This is a genomic window from Haladaptatus sp. ZSTT2, from assembly GCF_037081775.1.
GTDB lineage: Archaea > Halobacteriota > Halobacteria > Halobacteriales > Halococcaceae > QDMS2.
Window position 1 is genome coordinate 1,093,035 of record NZ_JBAMHQ010000001.1, and the last position, 20,109, is coordinate 1,113,143.

Annotated in this window: 22 protein-coding genes and 1 tRNA gene; 14 read left to right on the plus strand and 9 right to left on the minus strand. The window is 61.6% G+C overall.

All coding sequences use genetic code 11. From position 1 onward, the window contains the following. A complete protein-coding gene (gpmI, locus tag V5N13_RS06075; protein ID WP_336361419.1) occupies positions 1 to 1,515 on the minus strand; it encodes a 2,3-bisphosphoglycerate-independent phosphoglycerate mutase in 1,515 nt (504 codons plus the stop codon). Positions 1,516 to 1,610: 95 nt separating this feature from the next. Here gpmI and V5N13_RS06080 point away from each other — a divergent pair, with 95 nt between their 5' ends. Together V5N13_RS06080 and V5N13_RS06085 are read left to right on the plus strand one after the other, a co-directional pair. Next, positions 1,611 to 2,525 carry a sodium:calcium antiporter gene (locus V5N13_RS06080; protein WP_336360028.1) on the plus strand — a complete coding sequence of 305 codons (915 nt, stop codon included), beginning with the start codon at positions 1,611 to 1,613 and terminating at the stop codon, positions 2,523 to 2,525. 45 nt (positions 2,526 to 2,570) lie between these two features. Further along, positions 2,571 to 3,809, plus strand: coding sequence for a DNA double-strand break repair nuclease NurA (locus tag V5N13_RS06085; RefSeq protein WP_336360029.1), 1,239 nt, complete (start codon positions 2,571 to 2,573; stop codon positions 3,807 to 3,809). On the opposite strand, the gene V5N13_RS06090 is transcribed toward V5N13_RS06085, so the two are convergent. Then, positions 3,806 to 4,144: a DUF7113 family protein gene (locus tag V5N13_RS06090; protein ID WP_332899966.1), complete on the minus strand. Its 339-nt coding sequence runs from the start codon at positions 4,142 to 4,144 to the stop codon at positions 3,806 to 3,808. The genes V5N13_RS06085 and V5N13_RS06090 overlap by 4 nt on opposite strands. 139 nt (positions 4,145 to 4,283) lie before the next feature. On the opposite strand from V5N13_RS06090, the gene V5N13_RS06095 reads away from it, so the two are divergent. Both V5N13_RS06095 and V5N13_RS06100 read left to right on the plus strand, forming a co-directional pair. Then, the gene (locus tag V5N13_RS06095; protein ID WP_336360030.1) at positions 4,284 to 6,074 is read left to right on the plus strand and encodes an ATP-binding protein; all 1,791 of its coding nucleotides are present in this window, start codon (positions 4,284 to 4,286) and stop codon (positions 6,072 to 6,074) included. 42 nt (positions 6,075 to 6,116) lie between these two features. Beyond that, positions 6,117 to 6,545 carry a universal stress protein gene (locus V5N13_RS06100; RefSeq protein WP_336360031.1) on the plus strand — a complete coding sequence of 143 codons (429 nt, stop codon included), beginning with the start codon at positions 6,117 to 6,119 and terminating at the stop codon, positions 6,543 to 6,545. Positions 6,546 to 6,554: 9 nt separating this feature from the next. Here the strand turns inward: V5N13_RS06100 and V5N13_RS06105 are convergent, their stop codons facing one another. The 3 genes from V5N13_RS06105 to V5N13_RS06115 form a co-directional block, all read right to left on the minus strand. After that, entirely contained in the window at positions 6,555 to 7,019 is a 465-nt protein-coding gene (locus V5N13_RS06105) for an ester cyclase (protein ID WP_336360032.1), read from the minus strand. Between the two features lie 143 nt (positions 7,020 to 7,162). Continuing rightward, positions 7,163 to 7,597: a hypothetical protein gene (locus V5N13_RS06110; protein ID WP_336360033.1), complete on the minus strand. Its 435-nt coding sequence runs from the start codon at positions 7,595 to 7,597 to the stop codon at positions 7,163 to 7,165. Positions 7,598 to 7,795: 198 nt separating this feature from the next. Continuing rightward, positions 7,796 to 8,905 carry a KaiC domain-containing protein gene (locus V5N13_RS06115; RefSeq protein WP_336360034.1) on the minus strand — a complete coding sequence of 370 codons (1,110 nt, stop codon included), beginning with the start codon at positions 8,903 to 8,905 and terminating at the stop codon, positions 7,796 to 7,798. Positions 8,906 to 9,016: 111 nt separating this feature from the next. Here V5N13_RS06115 and V5N13_RS06120 point away from each other — a divergent pair, with 111 nt between their 5' ends. Further along, entirely contained in the window at positions 9,017 to 9,841 is an 825-nt protein-coding gene (locus V5N13_RS06120) for an NAD(+)/NADH kinase (protein WP_336360035.1), read from the plus strand. Positions 9,842 to 9,891: 50 nt separating this feature from the next. Further along, positions 9,892 to 10,821, plus strand: coding sequence for a GTP cyclohydrolase MptA (gene mptA / locus V5N13_RS06125; protein WP_336360036.1), 930 nt, complete (start codon positions 9,892 to 9,894; stop codon positions 10,819 to 10,821). Position 10,822: 1 nt separating this feature from the next. Here mptA and V5N13_RS06130 read toward each other — a convergent pair whose 3' ends face one another. Further along, on the minus strand, positions 10,823 to 11,449 hold the full coding sequence (locus V5N13_RS06130) for a universal stress protein (RefSeq protein ID WP_336360037.1): 627 nt from the start codon (positions 11,447 to 11,449) through the stop codon (positions 10,823 to 10,825). A gap of 161 nt (positions 11,450 to 11,610) precedes the next feature. Between V5N13_RS06130 and V5N13_RS06135 the strand changes: the two genes are divergently transcribed. After that, the gene (locus V5N13_RS06135; RefSeq protein ID WP_336360038.1) at positions 11,611 to 11,832 is read left to right on the plus strand and encodes a DUF7511 domain-containing protein; all 222 of its coding nucleotides are present in this window, start codon (positions 11,611 to 11,613) and stop codon (positions 11,830 to 11,832) included. Positions 11,833 to 11,843: 11 nt separating this feature from the next. Here the strand turns inward: V5N13_RS06135 and V5N13_RS06140 are convergent, their stop codons facing one another. After that, positions 11,844 to 12,647, minus strand: coding sequence for a TrmB family transcriptional regulator (locus tag V5N13_RS06140; protein WP_336360039.1), 804 nt, complete (start codon positions 12,645 to 12,647; stop codon positions 11,844 to 11,846). Between the two features lie 44 nt (positions 12,648 to 12,691). After that, positions 12,692 to 14,323: a DUF255 domain-containing protein gene (locus V5N13_RS06145; RefSeq protein WP_336360040.1), complete on the minus strand. Its 1,632-nt coding sequence runs from the start codon at positions 14,321 to 14,323 to the stop codon at positions 12,692 to 12,694. Between the two features lie 76 nt (positions 14,324 to 14,399). On the opposite strand from V5N13_RS06145, the gene V5N13_RS06150 reads away from it, so the two are divergent. The 7 genes from V5N13_RS06150 to V5N13_RS06180 all read left to right on the plus strand — a co-directional run bounded on the left by V5N13_RS06150 (position 14,400) and on the right by V5N13_RS06180 (position 18,322). Beyond that, complete coding sequence (locus tag V5N13_RS06150; RefSeq protein ID WP_332899978.1) at positions 14,400 to 14,930, plus strand: FxsA family protein; 531 nt, start codon at positions 14,400 to 14,402, stop codon at positions 14,928 to 14,930. A 58-nt stretch (positions 14,931 to 14,988) separates the two neighbouring features. Further along, a tRNA-Ile gene (locus tag V5N13_RS06155) sits at positions 14,989 to 15,062 on the plus strand. Positions 15,063 to 15,445: 383 nt separating this feature from the next. Continuing rightward, positions 15,446 to 15,766: a cupin domain-containing protein gene (locus V5N13_RS06160; protein WP_336360041.1), complete on the plus strand. Its 321-nt coding sequence runs from the start codon at positions 15,446 to 15,448 to the stop codon at positions 15,764 to 15,766. 38 nt (positions 15,767 to 15,804) lie between these two features. After that, positions 15,805 to 16,002 carry a hypothetical protein gene (locus V5N13_RS06165; protein WP_336360042.1) on the plus strand — a complete coding sequence of 66 codons (198 nt, stop codon included), beginning with the start codon at positions 15,805 to 15,807 and terminating at the stop codon, positions 16,000 to 16,002. Positions 16,003 to 16,042: 40 nt separating this feature from the next. Continuing rightward, the gene (locus V5N13_RS06170) at positions 16,043 to 16,480 is read left to right on the plus strand and encodes a universal stress protein (protein ID WP_336360043.1); all 438 of its coding nucleotides are present in this window, start codon (positions 16,043 to 16,045) and stop codon (positions 16,478 to 16,480) included. Then, positions 16,477 to 16,950 (plus strand): pyridoxamine 5'-phosphate oxidase family protein, encoded by a 474-nt coding sequence (locus V5N13_RS06175; RefSeq protein ID WP_336360044.1) that lies wholly within the window; start codon positions 16,477 to 16,479, stop codon positions 16,948 to 16,950. Before V5N13_RS06170 ends, V5N13_RS06175 begins: the two co-directional genes overlap by 4 nt. A gap of 76 nt (positions 16,951 to 17,026) precedes the next feature. Further along, a complete protein-coding gene (locus tag V5N13_RS06180) occupies positions 17,027 to 18,322 on the plus strand; it encodes a hemolysin family protein (protein ID WP_336360045.1) in 1,296 nt (431 codons plus the stop codon). A gap of 97 nt (positions 18,323 to 18,419) precedes the next feature. Here V5N13_RS06180 and V5N13_RS06185 read toward each other — a convergent pair whose 3' ends face one another. Next, positions 18,420 to 20,108: an asparagine synthase-related protein gene (locus V5N13_RS06185; protein ID WP_336360046.1), complete on the minus strand. Its 1,689-nt coding sequence runs from the start codon at positions 20,106 to 20,108 to the stop codon at positions 18,420 to 18,422. Position 20,109 lies beyond the last annotated feature (1 nt).

Sequence of the window (20,109 nt, forward strand, 5' to 3'; positions counted from 1 at the left end):
TTACGCCAACAGCGACTCGCCGGTCATCTTTGCGGGTTTCTCGATGCCGATGAGCGAGAGCAGCGTCGGCGCGATGTTCGCAAGCGTGCCGTCCGCGATGACGGTGCGGCCGCCGTCGGTGTTCTCGGGCGTGAGGTAGATGAGCGGCACCGGGTTCAGCGTGTGTGCCGTGTCCGGGTTCTCGGAGGTTCCCATGTCGTCTGCGTTGCCGTGGTCTGCGGTGATGAGGACATGACCACCCGCCTGCTGGACGGCTTCCACGAGGCGGCCGAGTTGGGCATCGACGGCTTCGACTGCTTTCACGGCGGCGTCGTAGTCGCCGGTGTGCCCGACCATGTCGGGGTTGGCGTAGTTGCAGACGAGCACGTCAGGGTCGTCGCTCTCGATGACCGAGAGGGCCGTATCAGTGACTTCTTTCGCGCTCATTTCGGGTTTTCGGTCGTAGGTCGGCACGTCCGGACTCTGGATGATTTTCCGAATCTCGCCGTCGAACTCGACTTCACGCCCGCCGTTCAGGAAGTAGGTGACGTGGGCGTACTTTTCTGACTCGGCGAGGCGAAGTTGGGTGAGTCCCGCCGCAGAAACGACTTCTCCGAGCGTGTCATCGGGCTGGTTTGGCGGGAACGCCACGGGGACGGGGAACGTCTTGTCGTACTGCGTCATCGTGACGAGATACGTTTCTGGTGGCGTGGTCGCAAAGTCCCATTCGGGGCGGATATCCGCGAGCAGCCGGGTGAGCTGGCGGCCGCGGTCTGAGCGGAAGTTGAAGAAGATAACCGCGTCGCCGTCTTCAAGGGCGGGGCCACCCTCGATGAGGGTTGGCTCGACGAACTCGTCGGTATCCCCGCGTTCGTAGGAGGCTTCGACTGCTTCGACGGGGGAGGCGGCGGTGTAGGGCGCGTCTCGGTTCACAATGGCGTCGTAGGCGCGGCGGGTGCGCACCCAGTTCTGATCGCGGTCCATCGCGTAGTAGCGCCCCGTGACGCTGGCGACGTCGCCGGTTCCGGCTTTCTCGGCGTGGGCGTCGAGGTCTGCGAGGAATCCTTTGCCACCCTTCGGCGCGGTGTCGCGCCCGTCGGTGAACGCATGGGTCACGGCCTCCAGTTCTCGGTCTGCGGCGATGTCGATGAGGGCGTGGAGGTGGCTCTGGGCTGAGTGGACGCCGCCGTCGGAGACGAGGCCCATGAGATGGACGCGGCCGCCCGACGCCTCGGCGTGGTCGAACGCGTCCTGAATCGCGTCGTTGGTGGCGAACGAGCCGTCCGCGATGGCGTCTTCGATGCGGGTGAACTCCTGCATGACGACCCGGCCCGCGCCGATGTTGAGGTGGCCGACTTCGCTGTTCCCCATCTGGCCTTCGGGGAGGCCAACCCGACGGCCGGAGACGGTCAGTTCGCCGTACGCGCCGGCTTGCTTGAGGCGGTCGAAGTTCGGCGTGTCCGCGCCTTTCACCGCATCCAGCCGGTCGTGGCTGCCGATGCCCCAGCCGTCTAAAATGATGAGCGCCGCTTTCATGTGCGTGGAATTTTCGGCCACGGTAAATAGCGTGCTGGTCGGCGAAGGACTAACCTGTCGGCTATCGTAGCCAGTCCTATGCTGGAGGCTCGTGGGTGTTAGTCGAGATACTGCTGTTTCTCGGTGGCCTCGCGCTGCTCGTTTACGGCGCGTCGCGAGCCGTCGCGGAGGCGAGCAACCTCGCGCTCTACTACGGGGTGTCGCCGTTTTTCATCGGCGTCACGGTCATCTCGATTGGAACCTCGGTGCCGGAGATGGTCACGTCCGTCCTCGGGGCGCGACTCGGGGCGGGCGACATCGTCGTCGGAAACATCGTCGGCTCCGAAATCGCCCAGATAACCCTCGCCATCGGCATCGTCGCGCTGATTGCGCCCGTCCTCGCCACCCGCCGCGAGGTGCTCGTGTACGGCGGCGGAATGGTGCTCGCGATGGTCATCATGCTGCTCGCGCTCGACGACGGGGCGCTCACCTTCTCAGAAGGCGTCCTGATGATGCTCGCCTACGTCGAGTTCATCTACATCCTCTATACGAACGCAGGCGGCGAGGAGATTGCAGAAGAAACCGTCGAACGCCAGTCACCCCGCGAGACTATTCCGTGGATTGTCCTCGGCCTCATTTTCGTCGTCGTGGGCGGGCAGCTAATGGTCTCGAACGCCATCTCGCTCGCCCGACTCGTTGGCATCTCCGAGTACCTGATTGGCCTGCTCACCGGCCTCGGCACGACCGCGCCAGAAATCGCCGTCGCGGGCATCGCCGCCTACCGCGGGAACGGCGGGATTTCGGTGGGTGCACTGCTCGGGAGCAACATCACCGACCCCGTGTTCTCGCTCGGCGTCGGCGCGCTCGTCGCGGATGTAGTTGTGGACACAACTGCCATCTCGGCCTCGCTCATCTACATGCTCGGCGTCTCGATTCTCGTCCTCGCGCTCATGTACTGGCGGCGCGGTCTCGGGCGGTGGGAGGCGATTGTCTGTATTCTGCTCTACCCCGCGAGCCTCCTCTTTTCCTGAGCGATTACCCCGGTGTTTTTCTCGCGGGCCGCAGATGAACGGGATATGACACTCGACCCGGTCCACTTCGACGGCATCGCCGACCTGGCCCGCCGGATCGAGCAGGACGTGGATGCGAGCGACCACCGCGCGTTCGCAGAGACCGTCTGGAACGAGTTTTTAGACCCGCTCTGGGACGGCAACACCAAAGTCCTCGAACCGCTCGACGAGGTGGCCAGAAAGCGCGTAGACATCGCGGACGTTGCCCTCTGTGACGACCGCTTTCCCACCTGCCACGGCATCGACTCTGGCACCATCAACCCGACGACGTTCAAAAACGGGCTGGTCATCGACGTGGCCCAAGCCGCGATGAGTGCGGTTCCCTCGGATTTGGAACTGCACCGCTCGCGGACGATGGTCGCCACCGTCCACACGAACGACACGGCAGGCACCTTCGACGAAGACTGGTCGATGTTCGATGACGGCTACAGCCGCGCCCGCCTGTTCAAAGTCCCCCGCGTCAATCGCTACGAGGGAGCCGTCGTCCACGCCCTCGCGCTCTATCTCGCAGAGAGCAAACACGCTCTGTTGCAAGCAGAGGTCGTCGAAGACTTACTCGTCCTCGATGGTCCCATCTACCCGAAAGGCCTGTTGAACTGGGAGAACCGCGACCCCGAACTGCGTGAGTTGCTCGTAGAGGACAAACGCCCGCGCGACGTGGTCGAAAACTACGTCCGATTGGTCGAGCGCTTTGCAAACCGCGAAATACCGCTCATCGGCTTCGTGAAAAACTCCTCGACAAAGGCCATCACGAACGCCGTCCGCGGAAAGGCAGAAGCTCCGTGGGTCAACGACGCCGCCTTCTTCGCAAAGGTGCTCGAACGCCTCGCAGACGGCGAGCGCCTGACCGATTGCCTGACGTTCACGAACTGGTTCGTCTCCCGCGGCGGTGCAGACGAGACGTTTTCGGTGAAAGGCGACGCCCTCGGCATCGACCGCGACCGCCCGGACGAGGACTACGAAGTGACATTCTTCATCATCTACGACCCTCGCCAAGACATCGTCTACAAGGTGGAAGCACCGTACGCGTTCACGAAAGACGAAGAACTACGCGAGCGACTCACCATGCAGTTGCTCTGTGACGTGGCGCGCAATCGTGGGCCGCCAAAGGTCATCGGGAAGGCAGACGAGCTCGCACGCATCAGCCAACAGGAAAAAGAGTCGCTCAAACAGAAACTTGAACAGACGTTTCACGCAGACCGCGAGCGCACCTACGACGACGTGCGCTGGGGACTCGATTACTAAGTTTCCGGGCGGACTTTCGACAGTTCGAAGTCCACGTCGCTAGAGGAGAGACCGACTCGCGCGAACTGCGTGCGGATGTGGTCGTAAGCATCGCGGATGGCTTGCTCGCGCGTCTCAAAACCGTGTGGCGAGGGCGCTTCGAAGGCGACCCGGCGCTCTTCGTTGTTGATGGTTTGGACCTGTCCGCCGCTTTCGACCTCGTAGAAGGAATCACACACCCAGACGTAGGGCGCACCATCGTCCGGCGCACCGCGGTAGGTCGGCGGACGCTCGCCGCGCTCGTACAGCGTGCCGGTCAGCGTCGTCCCGCCTGCGTGGCCGCGAATGAGAAGCATTAGATATGATAAGTTCTCGGAACATATACGATTGGCTGTACCTCTAGGAAATAATGAATTGGATTTTTGAATCGTTACCACGGCTCACAGTCGGGACACGGTGGGAAACGGATTTGTGGGAATGGTGTGATGGGGGCATATGACCGACCTCGGTGACTTCAACGAGTTTGACCCCGACGACGGGGACGTTGAAGCAACGACCGCGACGGAGAGCGATTTTGAGGCCGTGACCGTAGACGGCGTGGGGGCAGACCGTGGCATCGGCACGCTCGCCGTCTCTGCTGGCCTCTCGATTGGCGAAGACCGCGACGAGACGTGTCTCAGAGCCTACGTGACGGCGAAAAACCGCTCTGACGTGCGCATCGGGAAGTATCTCCTCATCTCCTACCCCGACGGCGAGAGCCTCTTTTGTCGGATTACGACCCTCGAATACGCCCAGGAGTACTACACCGACGACGCCACCGAGATTCACGCCCGCCGCGCGATGCGCTCTTCTGGCATCGACGAACACGACTACAAGTTCATGGCCTCGCTCGAACCCATCGCCGTGCTCTACGAGGACGACGGCGAATTAAAGCGGCGAATGACCGACCGCGTGCCGAAGCCGGAAACCGTCGTGCGCGAGGCCACCGACCAGACCGAAATCAAGACGGGACTCAAAATCCCGGAAGAGGGTGTTTTCCTCGGCCACCTCTCGGTCGGTGGCGAGAAGGTCCGGACGGGCGCACAGCCGCCGACTATCGACTACCGCGTCAAGGACAACTACGAGTCGGGTGACCCGCTCGTGTTCCGCCACACGCTGATTGCGGGTGGGACAGGGTCGGGGAAGACCCACAGCGCGAAAAACGTGCTCCGTCAGTATCTGAGCGAGGCGCGCACCTACCCGGTCGAAGCCGGAAGTGCACAGGAACGCCGGATGGCCGTCGTCCAGTTCGACCCGCAAGACGAGTACGCCCAGATGCATGACGACAACCCAGAGATGACGACGGAGTTCGCCCGGCGGTGTGAACGCGAGAACATTGCCCACGGCGGCCACGAGGACACCATCGCGTTCATCCCGAAAGTCGAAGGGTCGAGTTACGCCGCAGACCACCACCGCGCAGAGCAAGTCGAGTTCACCATCCCCTTCTCGCTCGTGCGCAACAACCGCTGGCTCGTCGCGGGTGGGAGTTTGAACGACAACCAGTACAACGCCCTCGACTTCCTCTTAGACCGTTACTTCCGAACCGGCTCTACGCACACCTATCGCGGCTTCCTCTCGTTCCTCGACGACCCGGCGCTGCGCGAGGAGTTAGACGAAAGCGGGCGCGTCCACGAGGCAACCTTCGACGCCGTCCATCGCCGGGTGCGCTCGTCTGCGTTCAACAGCGTGTTCGATCAGGATGCAGAACCGATTACCGAGCAGATTCACCGCCTCGTCCGACCGGGCGGCCTCACGGTGATTCCGACCTACCACGTCACCAACAGCCGGGCGACTGAGGTCATCGTCCTCGCTGTGGCGAGCCTGCTCATCGACCAAAAGCTCTCGAACGACCCGATGTTCGACCGCATAAAGGAGACGCCGCTCGTCGTTGGAATGGACGAGGCGCACAACTTCCTCGCGGACGCAGAGAGTGCCCAAGCGCGCAAGGTGATAGGCAAGTTCACCGAAGCCGCAAAACAGGGGCGCAAAGAGCGCCTTGGGCTGTTTCTCATCACCCAAGACCCACAGGACATCGCCGAACCGGTGTTCAAGCAGGTGAACACGAAAATAGTGCTGAATCTCGGTGACGTAGACGCCATCAAGAGCGTGAACATCCCCGCGAACTTAGAGAAGAAAGTGCCCTACATGGAGAAAGGCCAGATGGTGATTTACTCGCCGGACAACTCAGAGCCGGTCGAGTTGATTGGCCTCTCTAAGTGTCTCACCCGGCACGGCCGGGGCGCGTAGGGGTAACGAGTCTTTTTGACGGCTGGGGACGTATCAGATGCTATGGGAAAGCGCCTGCTGATTCCGATGGACGGCTCAGAGCAAGCCGTCCACGCGCTGCAATTCGGGCTCAAAGAGTTCCCGAGTTCGGACATCACCATCCTCCACGTCATCAACCCGATGGACACCGGCTTTAGCCCACAGGCGTCGCTCCCCGGCTACGCAGAGGAGTGGTACAAACAAGCAGAAGAGACCGCAGACGAGATATTCGCGGAGGCAGACGACATCGCCGCCGAGTTCGACCGCGGGGTCGATGCCGAACAGGTCGTCGGGCGGCCCGCCCGCGAAATCGTCACCTACGCGAAAGAACACGACATCGACCAAATCGTCATGGGCAGCCACGGACGGACAGGTGTCTCGCGCATCCTTCTCGGGAGCGTCGCAGAGAGCGTCGTCAAGCGGTCGCCGATTCCGGTGACTGTGGTTCGCTAAAAAGAGGAGTTACATCCCGATTTTCTGCAGGTCGTCCGGGAGGACGCCGAGCTGTTGGGCGTAGTTCAAGCTGTCGTCGATGACCCAGAACTCCGCGAGCTTGCCGTCTTTGATGCGGTGGAACGCCACGCCAGACGAGCGGTAGTGCTTGCCGGTCGGGTCGATGCCCGCGAGTTCGCCACGGGTGAGTTCGCCGTTAAAGGTTCCCTCTTCCATGAATCGAAGGACGACGACGTCGTCTTCTGCGATGAGTTCTTTGGCTTCGACGGTGAAGTCGGGGAAGGCCGTCCGCCACGCTTCGATGTGTTTCCTGAAACCGTCCGGCCCGGTAGCGACCGTGTTGCCGTCGTCATCGAGGACGCGGATGTCGTCGTGGGCGAGTTGTGAAAGCGACTCGAAGTTCCCCTCGTTCCAGCACTCTTTGAGCGTGCGCTCTACGATTTGTTTGTTTTGTGCGGCTGTTGAAATTGCCATATTGTCCCTCCGACCGTCTCCACGGCGTGCCACATCCGCAGAGACGTATAGGAGAGTTCGTCGGCTGAGACGATAGCCGTAATTCAGGGGTTTGGGAGGGTCACAGCGGTTGTCGCAAGCGATTCTTGAGGACGGATGTGTCGTCACTCAAGTGTCGAAGAATTTCGTTCGAATAGTCGGCTCTGGCCCGCCAGTTCGAGCCGGGCAAGCAAAATACCCACAACCAATGGAAGCGGCCAGAGCGTGATGTAGAAATAGAGGGGTTGCGGCGCTGTCCCCCATGCAGTATCACCCAGTGAGAGAATGTACTGCCATTGCCGGACCGTCGCCCACGTAAAAATCGTCGCAATGCCCAACGTGGGCGTGTAGAGTCGGTGCACGAGGAGGGTGTACGTTGCAAAACCACCGACGAGCGTCAAACCGGGGAGTGTCCACAGAATGAACAGGTCGAACACGGGCGTGTAGATGCCAAGGGCTGACCGAATCCAGAGGACACCGATGGCGTGGAGAAACCCAACGATTCCTGCAACTTCGATGAACCGCCGATTTTCGGACGATCCACACAGGACAGTGAGCATACAGAGAATTGTCGGTGTGTTAATAAATAGCTAGTCACACAAGCAGTATGGATACTAAAAACTGGAGGGAGTTTTCGCTGTGCGGTTGCAGTCTCCCTCCACCAGCGCACCCGGAAACGCCGACGGCGTTTCCGGCCTTTTTCATGGAAGTTTTTGCCAGCGGGGGTCGCGGATGCGACCCCCCGCAGCAAAAAGTTCCTAGAAGATATTCGCCTGCTGGTACACGCTAAGACCGGTGCCCGTAATCTCGTAGGGTTTGGTCTCCCGGGAGTGGTTCGCATTGCGGATTTTCTGGATTTCGACGGCCAGTCTGGTTTCACGGAAGTCGGAGGGCCGGACGTACTGGAGGATGAACACGGCGTCGGTGAGGTATTCGACGATGCCGTGGCGCGAGGCGTAGGGGTTGTCGTCGCTGGCTTCGCTCGTGAGCATCGTCGTGATACCGGCGTGCTTGAGCGCGCGGGTGAAGTTGAAAATCTCGGTGCGGCGCTTTGCCTGCTGGTCGTACATCATTTCGAGCAGAGAGACGGAGTCAAGGACGAACCGCGAGGCACCGAACTCGGAGATGAGTTCGGGGAGTTCAGACCGGATGTTGTCGAGGCTGTTTGCCATCTCGACGGGGTCTAAGTCGATGACGGCGAGTTGGCCGTTATCGACGTACGAATCGAAGTCGTAGCCCTTCTCGACGGCGGTGTTGATCACCTGCTCGCGGCTTTCTTCTAAGGTGATGTAGATGGCCTTTTCGTCGTTTTCGAGGCCGTGGTGGAGAAACTGGAGGGCGAAGGTGGTTTTACCCGTCCCGGCGCTCCCGATGGCGACCATCAGCGAGCTTTCGGGAACCCCGCCTTGAATCATGTCGTCTAAGCCGAGAATCCCGATGTCGATGCGCGGGATGTCCGAGTCGATGGCGTCGTCTTCGAAATCTGTGCCACCTGAGCCACCGGGACCGGGAGCGGTTCCGAAGGCGCTCGCAAAGTCGTCGTCGAACAGCGAGTCGTCGCCAAGCCCGAACGAATCGTCACCGCCCATGCCGAAGTCGGCGTCGCTGCCCATCCCGAAGTCATCGCTATCCAACCCGAACTGGCCGTCTGCGCTCTCGGTCAAGTTTAAGCCGTCTGCGTCGTCCACCCCAAACGAGTCGGTTGCGGGAGGGGCGTCTTCGGGTGACGGGTCGTCTTGTTCGTCGGGTGTATCGTCTGTGGTGGTCGATTCGGTGGCTTCGTTCGCGTCTGTGTCGGCTGCATCAGCAGAGAGACCGCGTTCGAACCAGTCGTCATCCGCAGACTCAGGCTGTTCGTCGTCGCTCACGAACACCACCTCATGACTGGCCGCTGAGACATACGCTGACCTCGCGCCGATGCCTGATTAATGTTGCCCGAACGTGGGCAGATTTTTACACCGCCAGACGAATCGCCTCACATGAGAGTCGGTATCGTCGGCCAGCGCGGAAACCCACGGGCAGCGTCGCTCACCGACGAGATTCGAGAGAGCCTCCTCGCTGAGGGCGTCGGCGTTTGGGTTGACAAGGAGATGGCCACAGCCCTCGACATAGAGGGTCACGACATTCCGTCGATGAACGAGTGTGACCTCGTCGTGAGCATCGGCGGTGATGGCACGTTCCTGTTCGCCGCCCGCGGTGCCGAAGCCACGCCTGTCATGGGCGTGAACCTCGGAGAGGTGGGCTTTCTCAACGCAGTTTCGCCAGAGGAAGCAGTTGAGGCTGTCTCGAAAGAAGTCGCCCACCTGCGCGAAGCAGGCGAGATACGCACCCGGTCGATTCCCCGCCTGCAAGCCGAGGGAGAGGGGTGGTCGCTCCCGCCCGCGCTCAACGAAATCGTCGTCCAAGGCGACCAACGCGGCCACGGACAAGGCCTCAGCATCGAAGTTCGAGTCGATGGCGCGCTGTACTCGGGCGGGCACGCAGACGGCGTGCTCATCGCCACGCCAACGGGGTCTACGGCGTACAATCTGAGCGAGGGTGGCCCGCTCGTCCATCCGTCTGTTCGGAGCCTCGTCGTGACCGAGATGTGTGCGACCGAGTCGATGCCGCCGCTCGTGGCGGACGTCGAAAGCGAGGTCGTGATTCGCGTCGCGGATGCGGACACCGCCGTCGTCATCAGCGACGGTCGGACGAAAGAGTACGTCACGCCGCCCGCAGAGATTCGGGTGTCGGTGGCGGAGAGTCCGATGCACGTCGCAGGGCCGCCACTCGATTTCTTCACGGCACTCGGCAAGCTCGACTGAGATGTCACCTATCGTAACCCATAATCGCGCGCGGGTTCTTACTGCGGACAATGGCCCATCAACTGCCTGACGTACAGGCGACAAGCCCGGACGTCACCGTGGGGCTGAATCGCGTTGGCGTTACTGGCGTCGAGAAACTCGTCAAACTCGCTCGGAAAGACAAGCGGCCAATCGTCCTGACGGCCGATTTCTCCGTGTTCGTAGACCTCCCGAGCTGGCGGAAAGGCGCGGATATGTCTCGCAACATGGAGGTGATAGACGAGGTGCTAGAACAGGCCGTGAGCGAACCGGCCTACCGCGTCGAAGACGTGTGCGGCGACGCCGCAGAGCGCCTGCTCAAGAAACATAAGTACACGAGTCGCGCCGAGGTGCATATGGAGGCCGAGCTCGTCATCCGTGACCGCACGCCCGCGAGCGACTTAGAGACCCAGAGCACCATCGACATCATCGCGTCGGCGGAGGCGACAGAAGAAGGTACCTTCGAAGAAATCGGCGCGCGCGTTGTCGGCATGACGGTGTGTCCGTGCTCACAAGGCATGTCGGAATCGCGCGCCCGCGACACACTCGAACAGCTTGCCGTGGACAAGGACACCATCGACGCCTTCCTCGAAAAAGTTCCACAACCGGGCCACTCCCAGCGCGGGCACGCCACGCTGACCGTCAAATGCCGCGACGCGCCGAAAGTAGACCTCATGGATATCGTCGAGGTGGCGCGCGATTCGATGAGCGCGCGCATCTATAACCTCGCAAAGCGCCCGGACGAAGACCACATGACCTACGAGGCACACGCGAACGCGAAGTTCGTCGAAGACTGCGTGCGGGCAATGGCAGAGGACGTGGTCGAACGGTTCGACCAACTCCCCGACACGACGGTCGTCACGATGAAACAGTCGAACGACGAGTCCATCCACCAGCACAACGCCCACGCAGAACGGGTCGCAGAGATGGGCAGCCTCCGCGCAGAAGTAAACGGCGACTAAGTTAGCGAATTTTTGCGACTCTGGCGTTGCCCGAGGTGGCGTCGATGTGGACGTTGAACGTATCGCCATCGCTTTCGGCCCGCACAATCCACGTGCTGCTCTCTTGGTAGGGTGTCTCGGGGACCGTGGTGAGGGCGATTCCTTCGCGTTCGAGGGCGTCTCGCGCCACCTCGATGGCCTCGTCGTCGGTGGTCACGGCCTTGTTCGGACGCATGAGTTTCACGGTCAACACGGGCGTGTTTCCGGTGCGGATGACGCGCTCGGTCACGCTGCCTAGGAGATAGCGGTCGAACCCGCGCCGTCCGTGGGTCCCCATGACGATGAGGTCGGCGTTAATTTTGTCCGCGTAGGCGAGGATTTCTGCGTGCGGTGCCCCGCGAAGGACCGCCGTTGTGACCGCAACGTCTCGCTCTGCGGCGAGCCCGGCGACGCGCTCGGTCGCGGCCTCGGCTTCGTCTTCAAGCGACGAGAGCACCTGTTCTACGTTGCGCGCTGGAATGTCCGCATCGTCTACGACAAAGCAGGTGTAGAGTTCGCCGCCGCTGAGCACCGCAAGGTCGAGGGCGTATTCGACAACCCGAGTCGTGAGTGGGCTGCCGTCTGTGGGAACGAGAATTCGGTCGTACATCACACTCACAGAGAAGCAGGCAGCGGACAAAACACAAGAAGACGATTCTCAGGCCGTAAGAATACGGGTAAACAGTTACGGTCTCAGAGAGTGACTATCAATATAGTTGTCATTCGGAGGGCCGCAGATGCGAGCAGTTCCGGAGGACACGGGGGAAGACAATGACGAAATCACAACCGAAAGAGAACACGCACGCTGCAGGGGAGGGTGCGCTGTTACCGGCGACCGGCATCGAATTCGACCTACAATCCGTGCTCGTGCGGTACCAGCACGCACCGGACGAACTGACCGTGTTTCCGCGGGACAGAAGCGAGGCAGACGTGTACACGACGTGGATTACGGCGAGCGAAGGGTCGTACGTCGACCTGAGCGAGATGTGCTGAGTCTCGTCGCCTCAAAACGAGAGGGGACGCGCAGTCTCCCAACGGGGGGAGAACTCATTCGTGATACCGGTTGCGAAGCTCCGGTCTTTTAAATCTATCATCGCAAAGATTTCTTCGGTGTCGAGCGGATGGGGAACCTCGATGACGACTTCCGTGCCGTCGATGACGTTGAACGTCCCGCTCACGTCGTCGCTCGTCCGCACCTCGAAGTCGGGGTGCGAAGAGAGCGTGGCTGCATAGTGGTCGCCAACGGATTCCGGCAGGAGGTCGACCAGCTCGGGGCGCATCAACACCTTGACCGAAACGCCGCGGTCGAGGGCGTTTTGGAGTTGTTCTGCAACGAGTGCCCCGATTTCGCCGATGTCGAACTGCTGGCCGAGCGTTGAGGCGACGATGACGATGGTGTCGTCTGCGGCCGCGAGGCGTTCGAGAAGCAGGTCAATCGTCTGCGTCGGCCCGACCGCCGCCGTCCAGAACGTTTCTTCGACGGGTTCTGCGGCATCGAGTTCGTGGGCGAGTTCGTCGACAATGTCCTCGTACTGGTCTTTTTTCTGGTCGAGTTCGCGCTTTTTGTCATCGAGGAGTCGGTCGAGCGCGGTGGTCGGTTCGACGGCGACATACTTTTTCGGGCGACTCGCGCTCTGGCTGCGCACGAGGTTGTACGTCTCGATGCTGTTCAGAATGTCGTAGATGCGACCCATCGGCACATCACTCGCCCGCGACAGTTCCTTTGCCGTGGTCGGACCGGTCTGCAAGAGCGCGCGATACGCCCGCGCTTCGTACTCAGACAGCCCCAAATCTCTCAGGCTCGCCATATACACCCTGTTTTGGCGGGAGGGGGTATAAACGAAGGGGCAGTTTACTCTTCGTCAGTCTGATCAGTAGCCGTCACGGTGGCTAGCAACTCATCGGGGGTTTCGACGGTGTGGCTCTCGCCGTCGATGGTCACACGCGCCGTCCCCGGTGCAACATCACTCTCGGGGATAACGATTTTTTCGTGGTCGGGGAGTTGGAGTGCGGCGAGGTGCAGTGGCGAACCAACTGCGCCGACGGAGACGGTGAGCGGTGCGTCGGTGAGCCGAGCAGCCGTCGTCGCGTAGCCCGCGACCTGCACGTTCATGCGGTCTGCCGCCCCCGCGAACGATTCGATGGCTTCCCGAGCGACGGTTCGGTAGGTGTCGTTGTCGGTGAGGAGTGCGAGGTCGAGCAGCGCGTCTGCGAACTCGGCGTTCGCGTCGAGCGGGCGAAGCGGCAGCGAGAGCAAGCCAAGTCCGTCCGTCGGCCCATCGAGGAACGAGGTACCGTCGCGGCGGTGTTCGATGGTGTAGTCGGCGACGGTGCGGGCGAGCGATTCGTACTCGCCGAGCACCTGCATCGCTGTGGTGAGTGCGTCGAGGACACGCGCCTGGTCTGCGAGCAGGCCACTCTCGCTTTCCTCGCCGTCGAAATGAGCGACTGCGCCGTCGTCTGCGATGAGGGTGTCAGAGAGGTAGCGAAGCGCGCGCTCGGCAAACGCCTTCGACTGCTCGTGGCCCGTCGCGGCGTAGAGCGTGAGCAGGGCGTCGATGGCGAGGCCGTTCCAGTCGGCGAACGCGGTCTCGTCAACCTGTGGCTCGTCGGCGTTCGCGCGGTCTTCGAGTGGCAGGCCGTAGTACTCGTCGTCCGGGCGCTGGCTCCCCGCAAACGCCTCGCCGTTCCAGAGCGTCGTCGTGAGGAACTCAGCCGAGGTTTCGGCCGTCTCCTTGTACTCCTCGTGGCCGGTATAGCGGTAGGCAGTGGCGAAAGTGCGCACGAGCGCAGCGTTCACGTCGAGGACTTTCTCGCGGTGTGGGTTGCTCCAGTCTACGTCCTCTGCAAAGCGGAAGAAGCCGCCATCGAAATCGTCGTAGAGGTGCGACTGGATGGCGTCTAAGGTGCGGATGGCCTGCTGTTGTTCGCGCTTTAACGCGAACTCGATGGTGCGCGCGAGCGGGAATTTGGGCGCGTCGCCCCAGCCGCCGTGTTCGGTGTCGAACTCGCCCGCGAGTTGGGCGAACAGTTCGCCTTCGATGGTCGGCGAAAGCGGTGCCTGCGGCGTGTCTGCGTCCTGTAGCGCCCGCGGGACGCGACCGGCCGAGGTGCCCTTGCTGTCCCACGCGCGGCGAACGCTGTCGAGCACTTGGCGCATGCCGCCTTGGGCGAGGAATCCGGCTCCAGAGATGAGTTTGCCCTCCGGGGTGAGGAACACGGTCGAGGGAAAGCCGCCCATGTTGTAGCGGTCGCGGATACGCGGGTGGCGGTCTACGTCCACGCGCATCGGCACGAAGCCGTCGTTCAGGTGGGCGGCGATGCGCGGCTCTGCGTAGGTCTCTGCGTCCATCTCGTGACACCAGTCACACCACGTCGCAGAGAGCGCGAGCAGGAGGGGCTTTTTCTCCTCCTTGGCCTCTGTGAAGGCCGCGTCGCCCCACTCGCGCCACTCGACCAGCGTCTCGACTGCAGGGTCGTCCATGCGCGGGCCTTGGGAAGGGTTGGGCAAAGGGGTTCTCATCCGCAAGTATTTCACGCTGCCACCGTTATGCCAACCCATGTTGCTGCGGATTGCAGCCGTCTTGCTGCTGATTCCCGTGCTCGACGCGATGCTACTGGTGGTTCTCGCCGGAGAAATCGGTGGCGTCGCAACCGTCGCGCTGGTCGTCCTCACCGCGCTCATCGGGATGCTCCTTGTGCGCGCCGAGGGCCGCCACACGCTCAGAAAGATAACCACCAAGCTCGAACGCGGCGAACCGCCGACAAACGAGCTGTTAGACGGCGGCCTCCTGCTCGTCGCGGGCGCGCTGTTGCTCACCCCCGGCATCGTCACCGACCTCGTGGGCTTCATCTTCATCATCCCGATTACGCGCATCCCGATTCGGATGGCCGTCAAACGCTGGTTCGTGACGCCGTACCTCGACAAGCGCATGGACGGCTTCGTCACCGGGAACGTCTACACCGCTGGCTTCCCGAACGAAGACGACTTCGACGGGTCCGACGACGACACCGTGGACGTAGATGGGTTCACCGTCGAGCGCGAGGACGACGATGACCGGCGTTCCTCGGGAAGTCACGACGCCCCATAGGGCTGGAGAAAAGAAACGCTTAAACACAACACCGCGCAACGATAAAATGCGCCAACCTGGGCCAATAGCTCAGTCAGGTTGAGCGCTCGGCTGATAACCGGGAGGTCCGCGGTTCAAATCCGCGTTGGCCCACTACGGGCGACATTCGTCGCCATGGTGGTTGGGCCGCAAACTCCCCAGCCACCTAACTTTCGGATACTACAACTTCGGTGAGTGAAGACGTCGTCAAATCGGACGACAGAGTGCGACAATCCCGTCTATTCTGAACACCTATCTCCGCGAGAAAAACACCGCAAGTCCCACCAGTAACAACCCTATTCCCCACCAGAGCGAGTCACCCGGAAGTACCACGAGAAGGAGCGTCACAATGCCCGAAGAGATGAGCGACCAGCCAATCGTCGTTTGATACGACATAGGCCGTCAAGTGTCGCCAGCGCCATCCCTATTTGGCTTGTGTGTGCAAGGTCGTCTCAAGCCCGCTTTATCGCACCTCCAGCCGTAGTTTTCTAGGACACATGACAATCGTCAAAGCCGAAGACGCGAGAGCCGAATCGTTCCGGGGAACCAACTTCGAGGTGCTCGCGGTTGGCGAGAACTCGATGGTCACGAAGATGCACTTCGAGAAGGGGACGGACGTACCGACCCACAGCCACGAGAGCGAGCAGAGCGGCTACGTCGTTTCTGGAAAGTACCGCCTCACGTTCGGTGAGTACGACGAGGTACTCGAAGCCGGTGACAGCTACTCGATTCCCGGCAACGTCGAGCACACCTACGAGGTGCTCGAATCGGGTATCGTCATCGACGTGTTTTCGCCGCCCCGCGAGGACTACGTCTGACCAAAACGTACGAATACCAACCCAACTTACACTCACGTATGGCTTCAGGAACGTTTGGCTGGGTGGTCTGGGCACTGCTTCTCGTCCTCTCTGTGGCGTTCATCTGGGAAGATGCGGTCGTGTGGCTACGGCAGGGCACCCTCCCCGGAATCGAATTTTTCCTCGTGGGCCTCGTGAGCCTCGGGTTGTTGTTCGTGTTGCTCCGCGAGATGCCCCGCCCGGTAAAGCGCCGATAGCCTGGGCGACGGCTATAGTGGTCGGCGTCGTACATGACGTATGGCAATCAACTCAATTCTCGTCCCGACGGACGGCTCGCCCATGGCCGAACGGGCGCTTCGACACGCGGTAGAGGAGTATCCCGACGCCGCAATCACCGCGTTTCACGTCCTCGATTTCCGCGGGAGCGACAGCTATCCCGGCGGCTGGGGTGAAGCACCCGGGACGTGGGAGGAGTGGCTGGAGCACGCCCGCGAGGAGGAGCAGGCGCTGTTCGAGCAGGTGCAGGCGGTTGCCGCGGAGTACGACCACGACATCGAGACGGATTCGATGGTCGGCCAGACGACGCGAGCGATTCTCGACTACGTCGAAACCCACGACTTCGACCTCGTGGTGATGGGCAGCCACGGGCGCACGGGCGTGTCGCGCATCCTCCTCGGCAGCGTCGCAGAGACAGTCACCCGGCGGTCGCCAACACCCGTGGTGGTCGTCAGGTGACCACGATTTCGGGGGCGTGGTCGGAAGCTGAGATTGCGGCCTTCCTCGCTGAGACGGTCGTGCCCGTCCGGCTCGCGTGTACCACGCCCGGCGGCACACTGTGGATGCTCTCGCTGTGGTTTCAGTATGAGGAAGGGATCTTCTGGTGTGCGACCGGGAAAGACGCAGACGTGGTTCGCTACCTCAACTCGTCGCCCGAGGTCGCCTTCGAGGTGTCCACGAACGACCCACCCTATCGCGGCGTGCGCGGCCGGGGCGTGGCGACGATTACGCCGGATACAGAAAAATCACTGCTCACCGACCTCTTAGTGCGGTATCTCGGCGGCACCGAGTCGTCACTCGCCCGGAAGTTACTCAGCGCAGCCCGCGAGGAGGTGCGCATCGAAATCGTCCCGGAAAAACTCTATTCGTGGGACTACAGCGAGCGCATGGCCGATGCAGTGGACGCACAGTCGGAGAACTCGACGTGAAATCGACTGCGCATCGAGTCAGATAGAAAACAAGTAGGTGAACTGTGTTTTTACCTGCTCCGGACGAACCCGAACTATGGTCGTCATTACTGCGCTCACACTCGCAGGCCTCTTCGCAATTGTTGTGTTGGTGCTTGCAAGCGCATTCTTTTCGTCTGCGGAGATTGCTATCTTTTCGCTCGAAGACCACAAGGTCGAAGCCGAGGACGGAGCGCCTCCCGGCGACGAGGATACCCGAAAACGCACACTCAAGCAGTTGCGAGACAATCCACACCGGCTCCTTGTGACGATTCTCGTCGGAAACAACGTCGTCAACATCGCCACTGCGAGCGTGGCGACGGGGCTGTTGGTCACGTTTCTCCCGGCGGGGTCTGCGATTACCGTCTCCACCATCCTCGTGAGCTTCGTCGTCCTCGTGTTCGGGGAGATTACGCCGAAGTCCTACGCCATCACGAACGCCGAATCGTGGTCGCTCCGGGTGTCTCGTCCGCTTGCCACACTGCAAAAACTGCTCTACCCCGTCGTCGTCAGCCTCGAAATGCTTACGAGCGCTATCGCCACCCTCGTCGGCGGGAGTACGGAGTACGAATCGCCCGCAGTGACGCGAGAAGAAATCACTGCACTCGTCCGGTCTGCCGGTCGTGCGGGCGTTCTCGACAGCGATGAACAACAGATGATTCAGCGAATTTTCCGGTTTTCGAGCATCACGGCCCGCGAGGTGATGGTGCCGCGTGTCGAGGTCTTGAGCGTCCCGCTCGACACCTCGTGTGCGGACGTCGTTTCGCTCTGTGCGACCGAGCGGGTGACGCGCGTGCCCGTGTACGCGGACACCATCGACCACATCACCGGCTACGTTGACCTCCGCGACGTGGTCGGAAACCAAGACGAGGGAACGCCGCTTTCGACCTTCGTCAGACCCGTTCTGCACGTCTTCGAGGCGCGAGAGATAGACGAAGTGCTCACCGACCTCCAAGACGAGCGACTGGAGTTGGCCGTCGTCATCGACGAGTTCGGGACGACGGCGGGCTTGCTCACCGCAGAGGATATCGTTGAAGAAATCGTCGGTGAAATCTTCGACGCAGACGAAGAGCAAGCAATCGCCACCCTTCACCGCGGGTCGGTCACGGCACGTGGCGACGCGAAAATCGAAGACGTAAATCACGCTCTCGACGCACAGCTTCCGACCGAAGACGGGTTAGAGACGATTGCGGCGTTCATCTACAACGAGCTGGGTAGACCCGCAGAATCGGGTGAGATACTCACCTACGACGGCCTCCGAGTGACGGTTGGGGCAGTCGAAAACAACCGCATCCTCCGCGTCAGAGTTGAACGAATAGCGACGGATGGGGAGAGCACGCAGACGCCGGAGTGAGGCAGAGAGACACAGAAAGACACGGACACGCCACTCGAGCGAATCGCTCTGACGATGCCGAACACAATGCGAGACGAGCGAAGGAACTGACCGAAAATCAGACGCGCGGCGGGGCGATGACCTCTTCTGGGGTCATCTGGGATTCACTGGTCGAAAGCCGCATCCACCGGCTGATGTCGTTGATGCGGAGTTTCATCCGTACGGGCAGCGAGTGCACCGACGTGTAGCCGGGGAACAGCTTCTGGTCTAAGTTGTACCGGTCGTAGACGACGCGGCGGTCTGGCCACGGGTTGCCTGCGGCTTCGAGACCGGGGACGACCCGCCGGAGGAACGTCTCGACTTCGTTCAACTGCGAGGAGTCGTGTGGGCGGTCTGGTGGCCGGTGGTTCAGCATGTCCGGGTCAAGCTTTCGCAGCGCCTTCAGGTAGGTCTGCTCGTTGCGGTGTTCCGGCGGCGTCTTCAAGTGCCACTCGATGAGTTCCTTGTCGGCGGCGATGAAGGCGTCCAGATAGTTCGACGCGAGGTGCGTGTGGAACGCCTGAGTCGGCATCGCGCGGACGGTGAACAGTTCGATGGCGTCGTACACCGACTCACAGCGGTCGGTAAAGCGGCCGAACTCGGAGCGAATCTGCTCGCGGATGAACGTCGAAGCATCGTTTGCGTCCACCGACGCGCTTGTGAGGTCTAAGCTCTCGTTGCTGCTGAACATCCCGAGCGTCGTGGCGAGGTGCTCGATGGGGTCTGGGTCGGGGTCGAGGCGCTCGCGTGGGACGGTTTTCCCGAGGATTTCGATACCGTCGCGGGGCAGGAAGTGCCCGCGCAGGAGGGTGTCGAACAACAGGCCGTGGAACAGCGTATCGACCTGCATCTCGTCGTCGTAGCCGCCGTGGTGGATGTGGAGCGACTCTTTGACGCCGTTGGTGTGCTTGATGACCTCGTCGCCGGTGTTCAGGTACTTGTCGTCGGTTTCGAGCACCGAGTGAGACGCGTCGTACTGGTCTGCGAGGCGTTTTGCCACCTCGACTTCGGGCGTCCCCGTCGTACCGATGGTGAACGTCTCGTCGATTTCGGGCAGTTGCGAGAGGATACACCGCGAGTCGTAGCCCGCACTCAACAGGAGGCCCTTGCGGCCGGGCAGGTGCGAGCGCCGCCGAATCGCGCGCTGGAGGCGGCGGGCGAGTTCCTCTGCGTAGTCGAACTCCTCTGGCTCGTAGACGAATCGACGCAGGGTGTCGGTGCCCGTCTCGGTGAGGTAGCCATCGAAGGGCACCCGCCGGAGCTGGTCGAAGACGGTGCGACCGTCTAAGACGAAGCCGAGGTGGAGGAACTCATAGAGGGATTTCTGGGTGACTTCGGGCGTCTGGATGGGGCGGGCGACCTGCGAGGCGTCGGTGCCGAACACGCGCTTGCCGGGGGCGTCCGTGTAGAACACTTCCCACGAGCGAATGGTGTCAACGGCGATTTTCGCCTCGCCGTCGTGTTCGATGAGAATGACCGACGAGCCGTTGTTCTCGCCGAAGGCCTCGTCGCCGTCTTCCTTGTACCGCTCGAACAGCCACTCGGCTGGCGGCTTCGTAACCGGGTTTGGTGGGAACACTTCCCCCCAGATGACACAGAGGCCGTCGTCACCGTTGTAGATGGATGTCCGGCCGTCGATGCCGAGGCCGATGTCTCTGACACCGACGGTGACGACGTCGCCACTCAGCACGCGGTCGAACTCGTATTCCGAGCGATAGCGCGTGAAGTCGTCCCGGTCACCGAACACACCGAATAGTTCTTTTTTCATT

What these genes read in the sequence shown, in the direction of transcription:
- gpmI (WP_336361419.1), bottom strand. Translation starts at nt 1,515, where the DNA reads ATGAAAGCGGCGCTCATCATTTTAGACGGCTGGGGCATCGGCAGCCAC.
- V5N13_RS06085 (WP_336360029.1), top strand. Translation starts at nt 2,571, where the DNA reads ATGACACTCGACCCGGTCCACTTCGACGGCATCGCCGACCTGGCCCGC.
- V5N13_RS06090 (WP_332899966.1), bottom strand. Translation starts at nt 4,144, where the DNA reads ATGCTTCTCATTCGCGGCCACGCAGGCGGGACGACGCTGACCGGCACG.
- V5N13_RS06095 (WP_336360030.1), top strand. Translation starts at nt 4,284, where the DNA reads ATGACCGACCTCGGTGACTTCAACGAGTTTGACCCCGACGACGGGGAC.
- V5N13_RS06100 (WP_336360031.1), top strand. Translation starts at nt 6,117, where the DNA reads ATGGGAAAGCGCCTGCTGATTCCGATGGACGGCTCAGAGCAAGCCGTC.
- V5N13_RS06105 (WP_336360032.1), bottom strand. Translation starts at nt 7,019, where the DNA reads ATGGCAATTTCAACAGCCGCACAAAACAAACAAATCGTAGAGCGCACG.
- V5N13_RS06110 (WP_336360033.1), bottom strand. Translation starts at nt 7,597, where the DNA reads ATGCTCACTGTCCTGTGTGGATCGTCCGAAAATCGGCGGTTCATCGAA.
- V5N13_RS06120 (WP_336360035.1), top strand. Translation starts at nt 9,017, where the DNA reads ATGAGAGTCGGTATCGTCGGCCAGCGCGGAAACCCACGGGCAGCGTCG.
- mptA (WP_336360036.1), top strand. Translation starts at nt 9,892, where the DNA reads ATGGCCCATCAACTGCCTGACGTACAGGCGACAAGCCCGGACGTCACC.
- V5N13_RS06130 (WP_336360037.1), bottom strand. Translation starts at nt 11,449, where the DNA reads ATGTACGACCGAATTCTCGTTCCCACAGACGGCAGCCCACTCACGACT.
- V5N13_RS06135 (WP_336360038.1), top strand. Translation starts at nt 11,611, where the DNA reads ATGACGAAATCACAACCGAAAGAGAACACGCACGCTGCAGGGGAGGGT.
- V5N13_RS06140 (WP_336360039.1), bottom strand. Translation starts at nt 12,647, where the DNA reads ATGGCGAGCCTGAGAGATTTGGGGCTGTCTGAGTACGAAGCGCGGGCG.
- V5N13_RS06145 (WP_336360040.1), bottom strand. Translation starts at nt 14,323, where the DNA reads ATGGACGACCCTGCAGTCGAGACGCTGGTCGAGTGGCGCGAGTGGGGC.
- V5N13_RS06150 (WP_332899978.1), top strand. Translation starts at nt 14,400, where the DNA reads ATGTTGCTGCGGATTGCAGCCGTCTTGCTGCTGATTCCCGTGCTCGAC.
- V5N13_RS06160 (WP_336360041.1), top strand. Translation starts at nt 15,446, where the DNA reads ATGACAATCGTCAAAGCCGAAGACGCGAGAGCCGAATCGTTCCGGGGA.
- V5N13_RS06165 (WP_336360042.1), top strand. Translation starts at nt 15,805, where the DNA reads ATGGCTTCAGGAACGTTTGGCTGGGTGGTCTGGGCACTGCTTCTCGTC.
- V5N13_RS06170 (WP_336360043.1), top strand. Translation starts at nt 16,043, where the DNA reads ATGGCAATCAACTCAATTCTCGTCCCGACGGACGGCTCGCCCATGGCC.
- V5N13_RS06180 (WP_336360045.1), top strand. Translation starts at nt 17,027, where the DNA reads ATGGTCGTCATTACTGCGCTCACACTCGCAGGCCTCTTCGCAATTGTT.
- V5N13_RS06185 (WP_336360046.1), bottom strand. Translation starts at nt 20,108, where the DNA reads ATGAAAAAAGAACTATTCGGTGTGTTCGGTGACCGGGACGACTTCACG.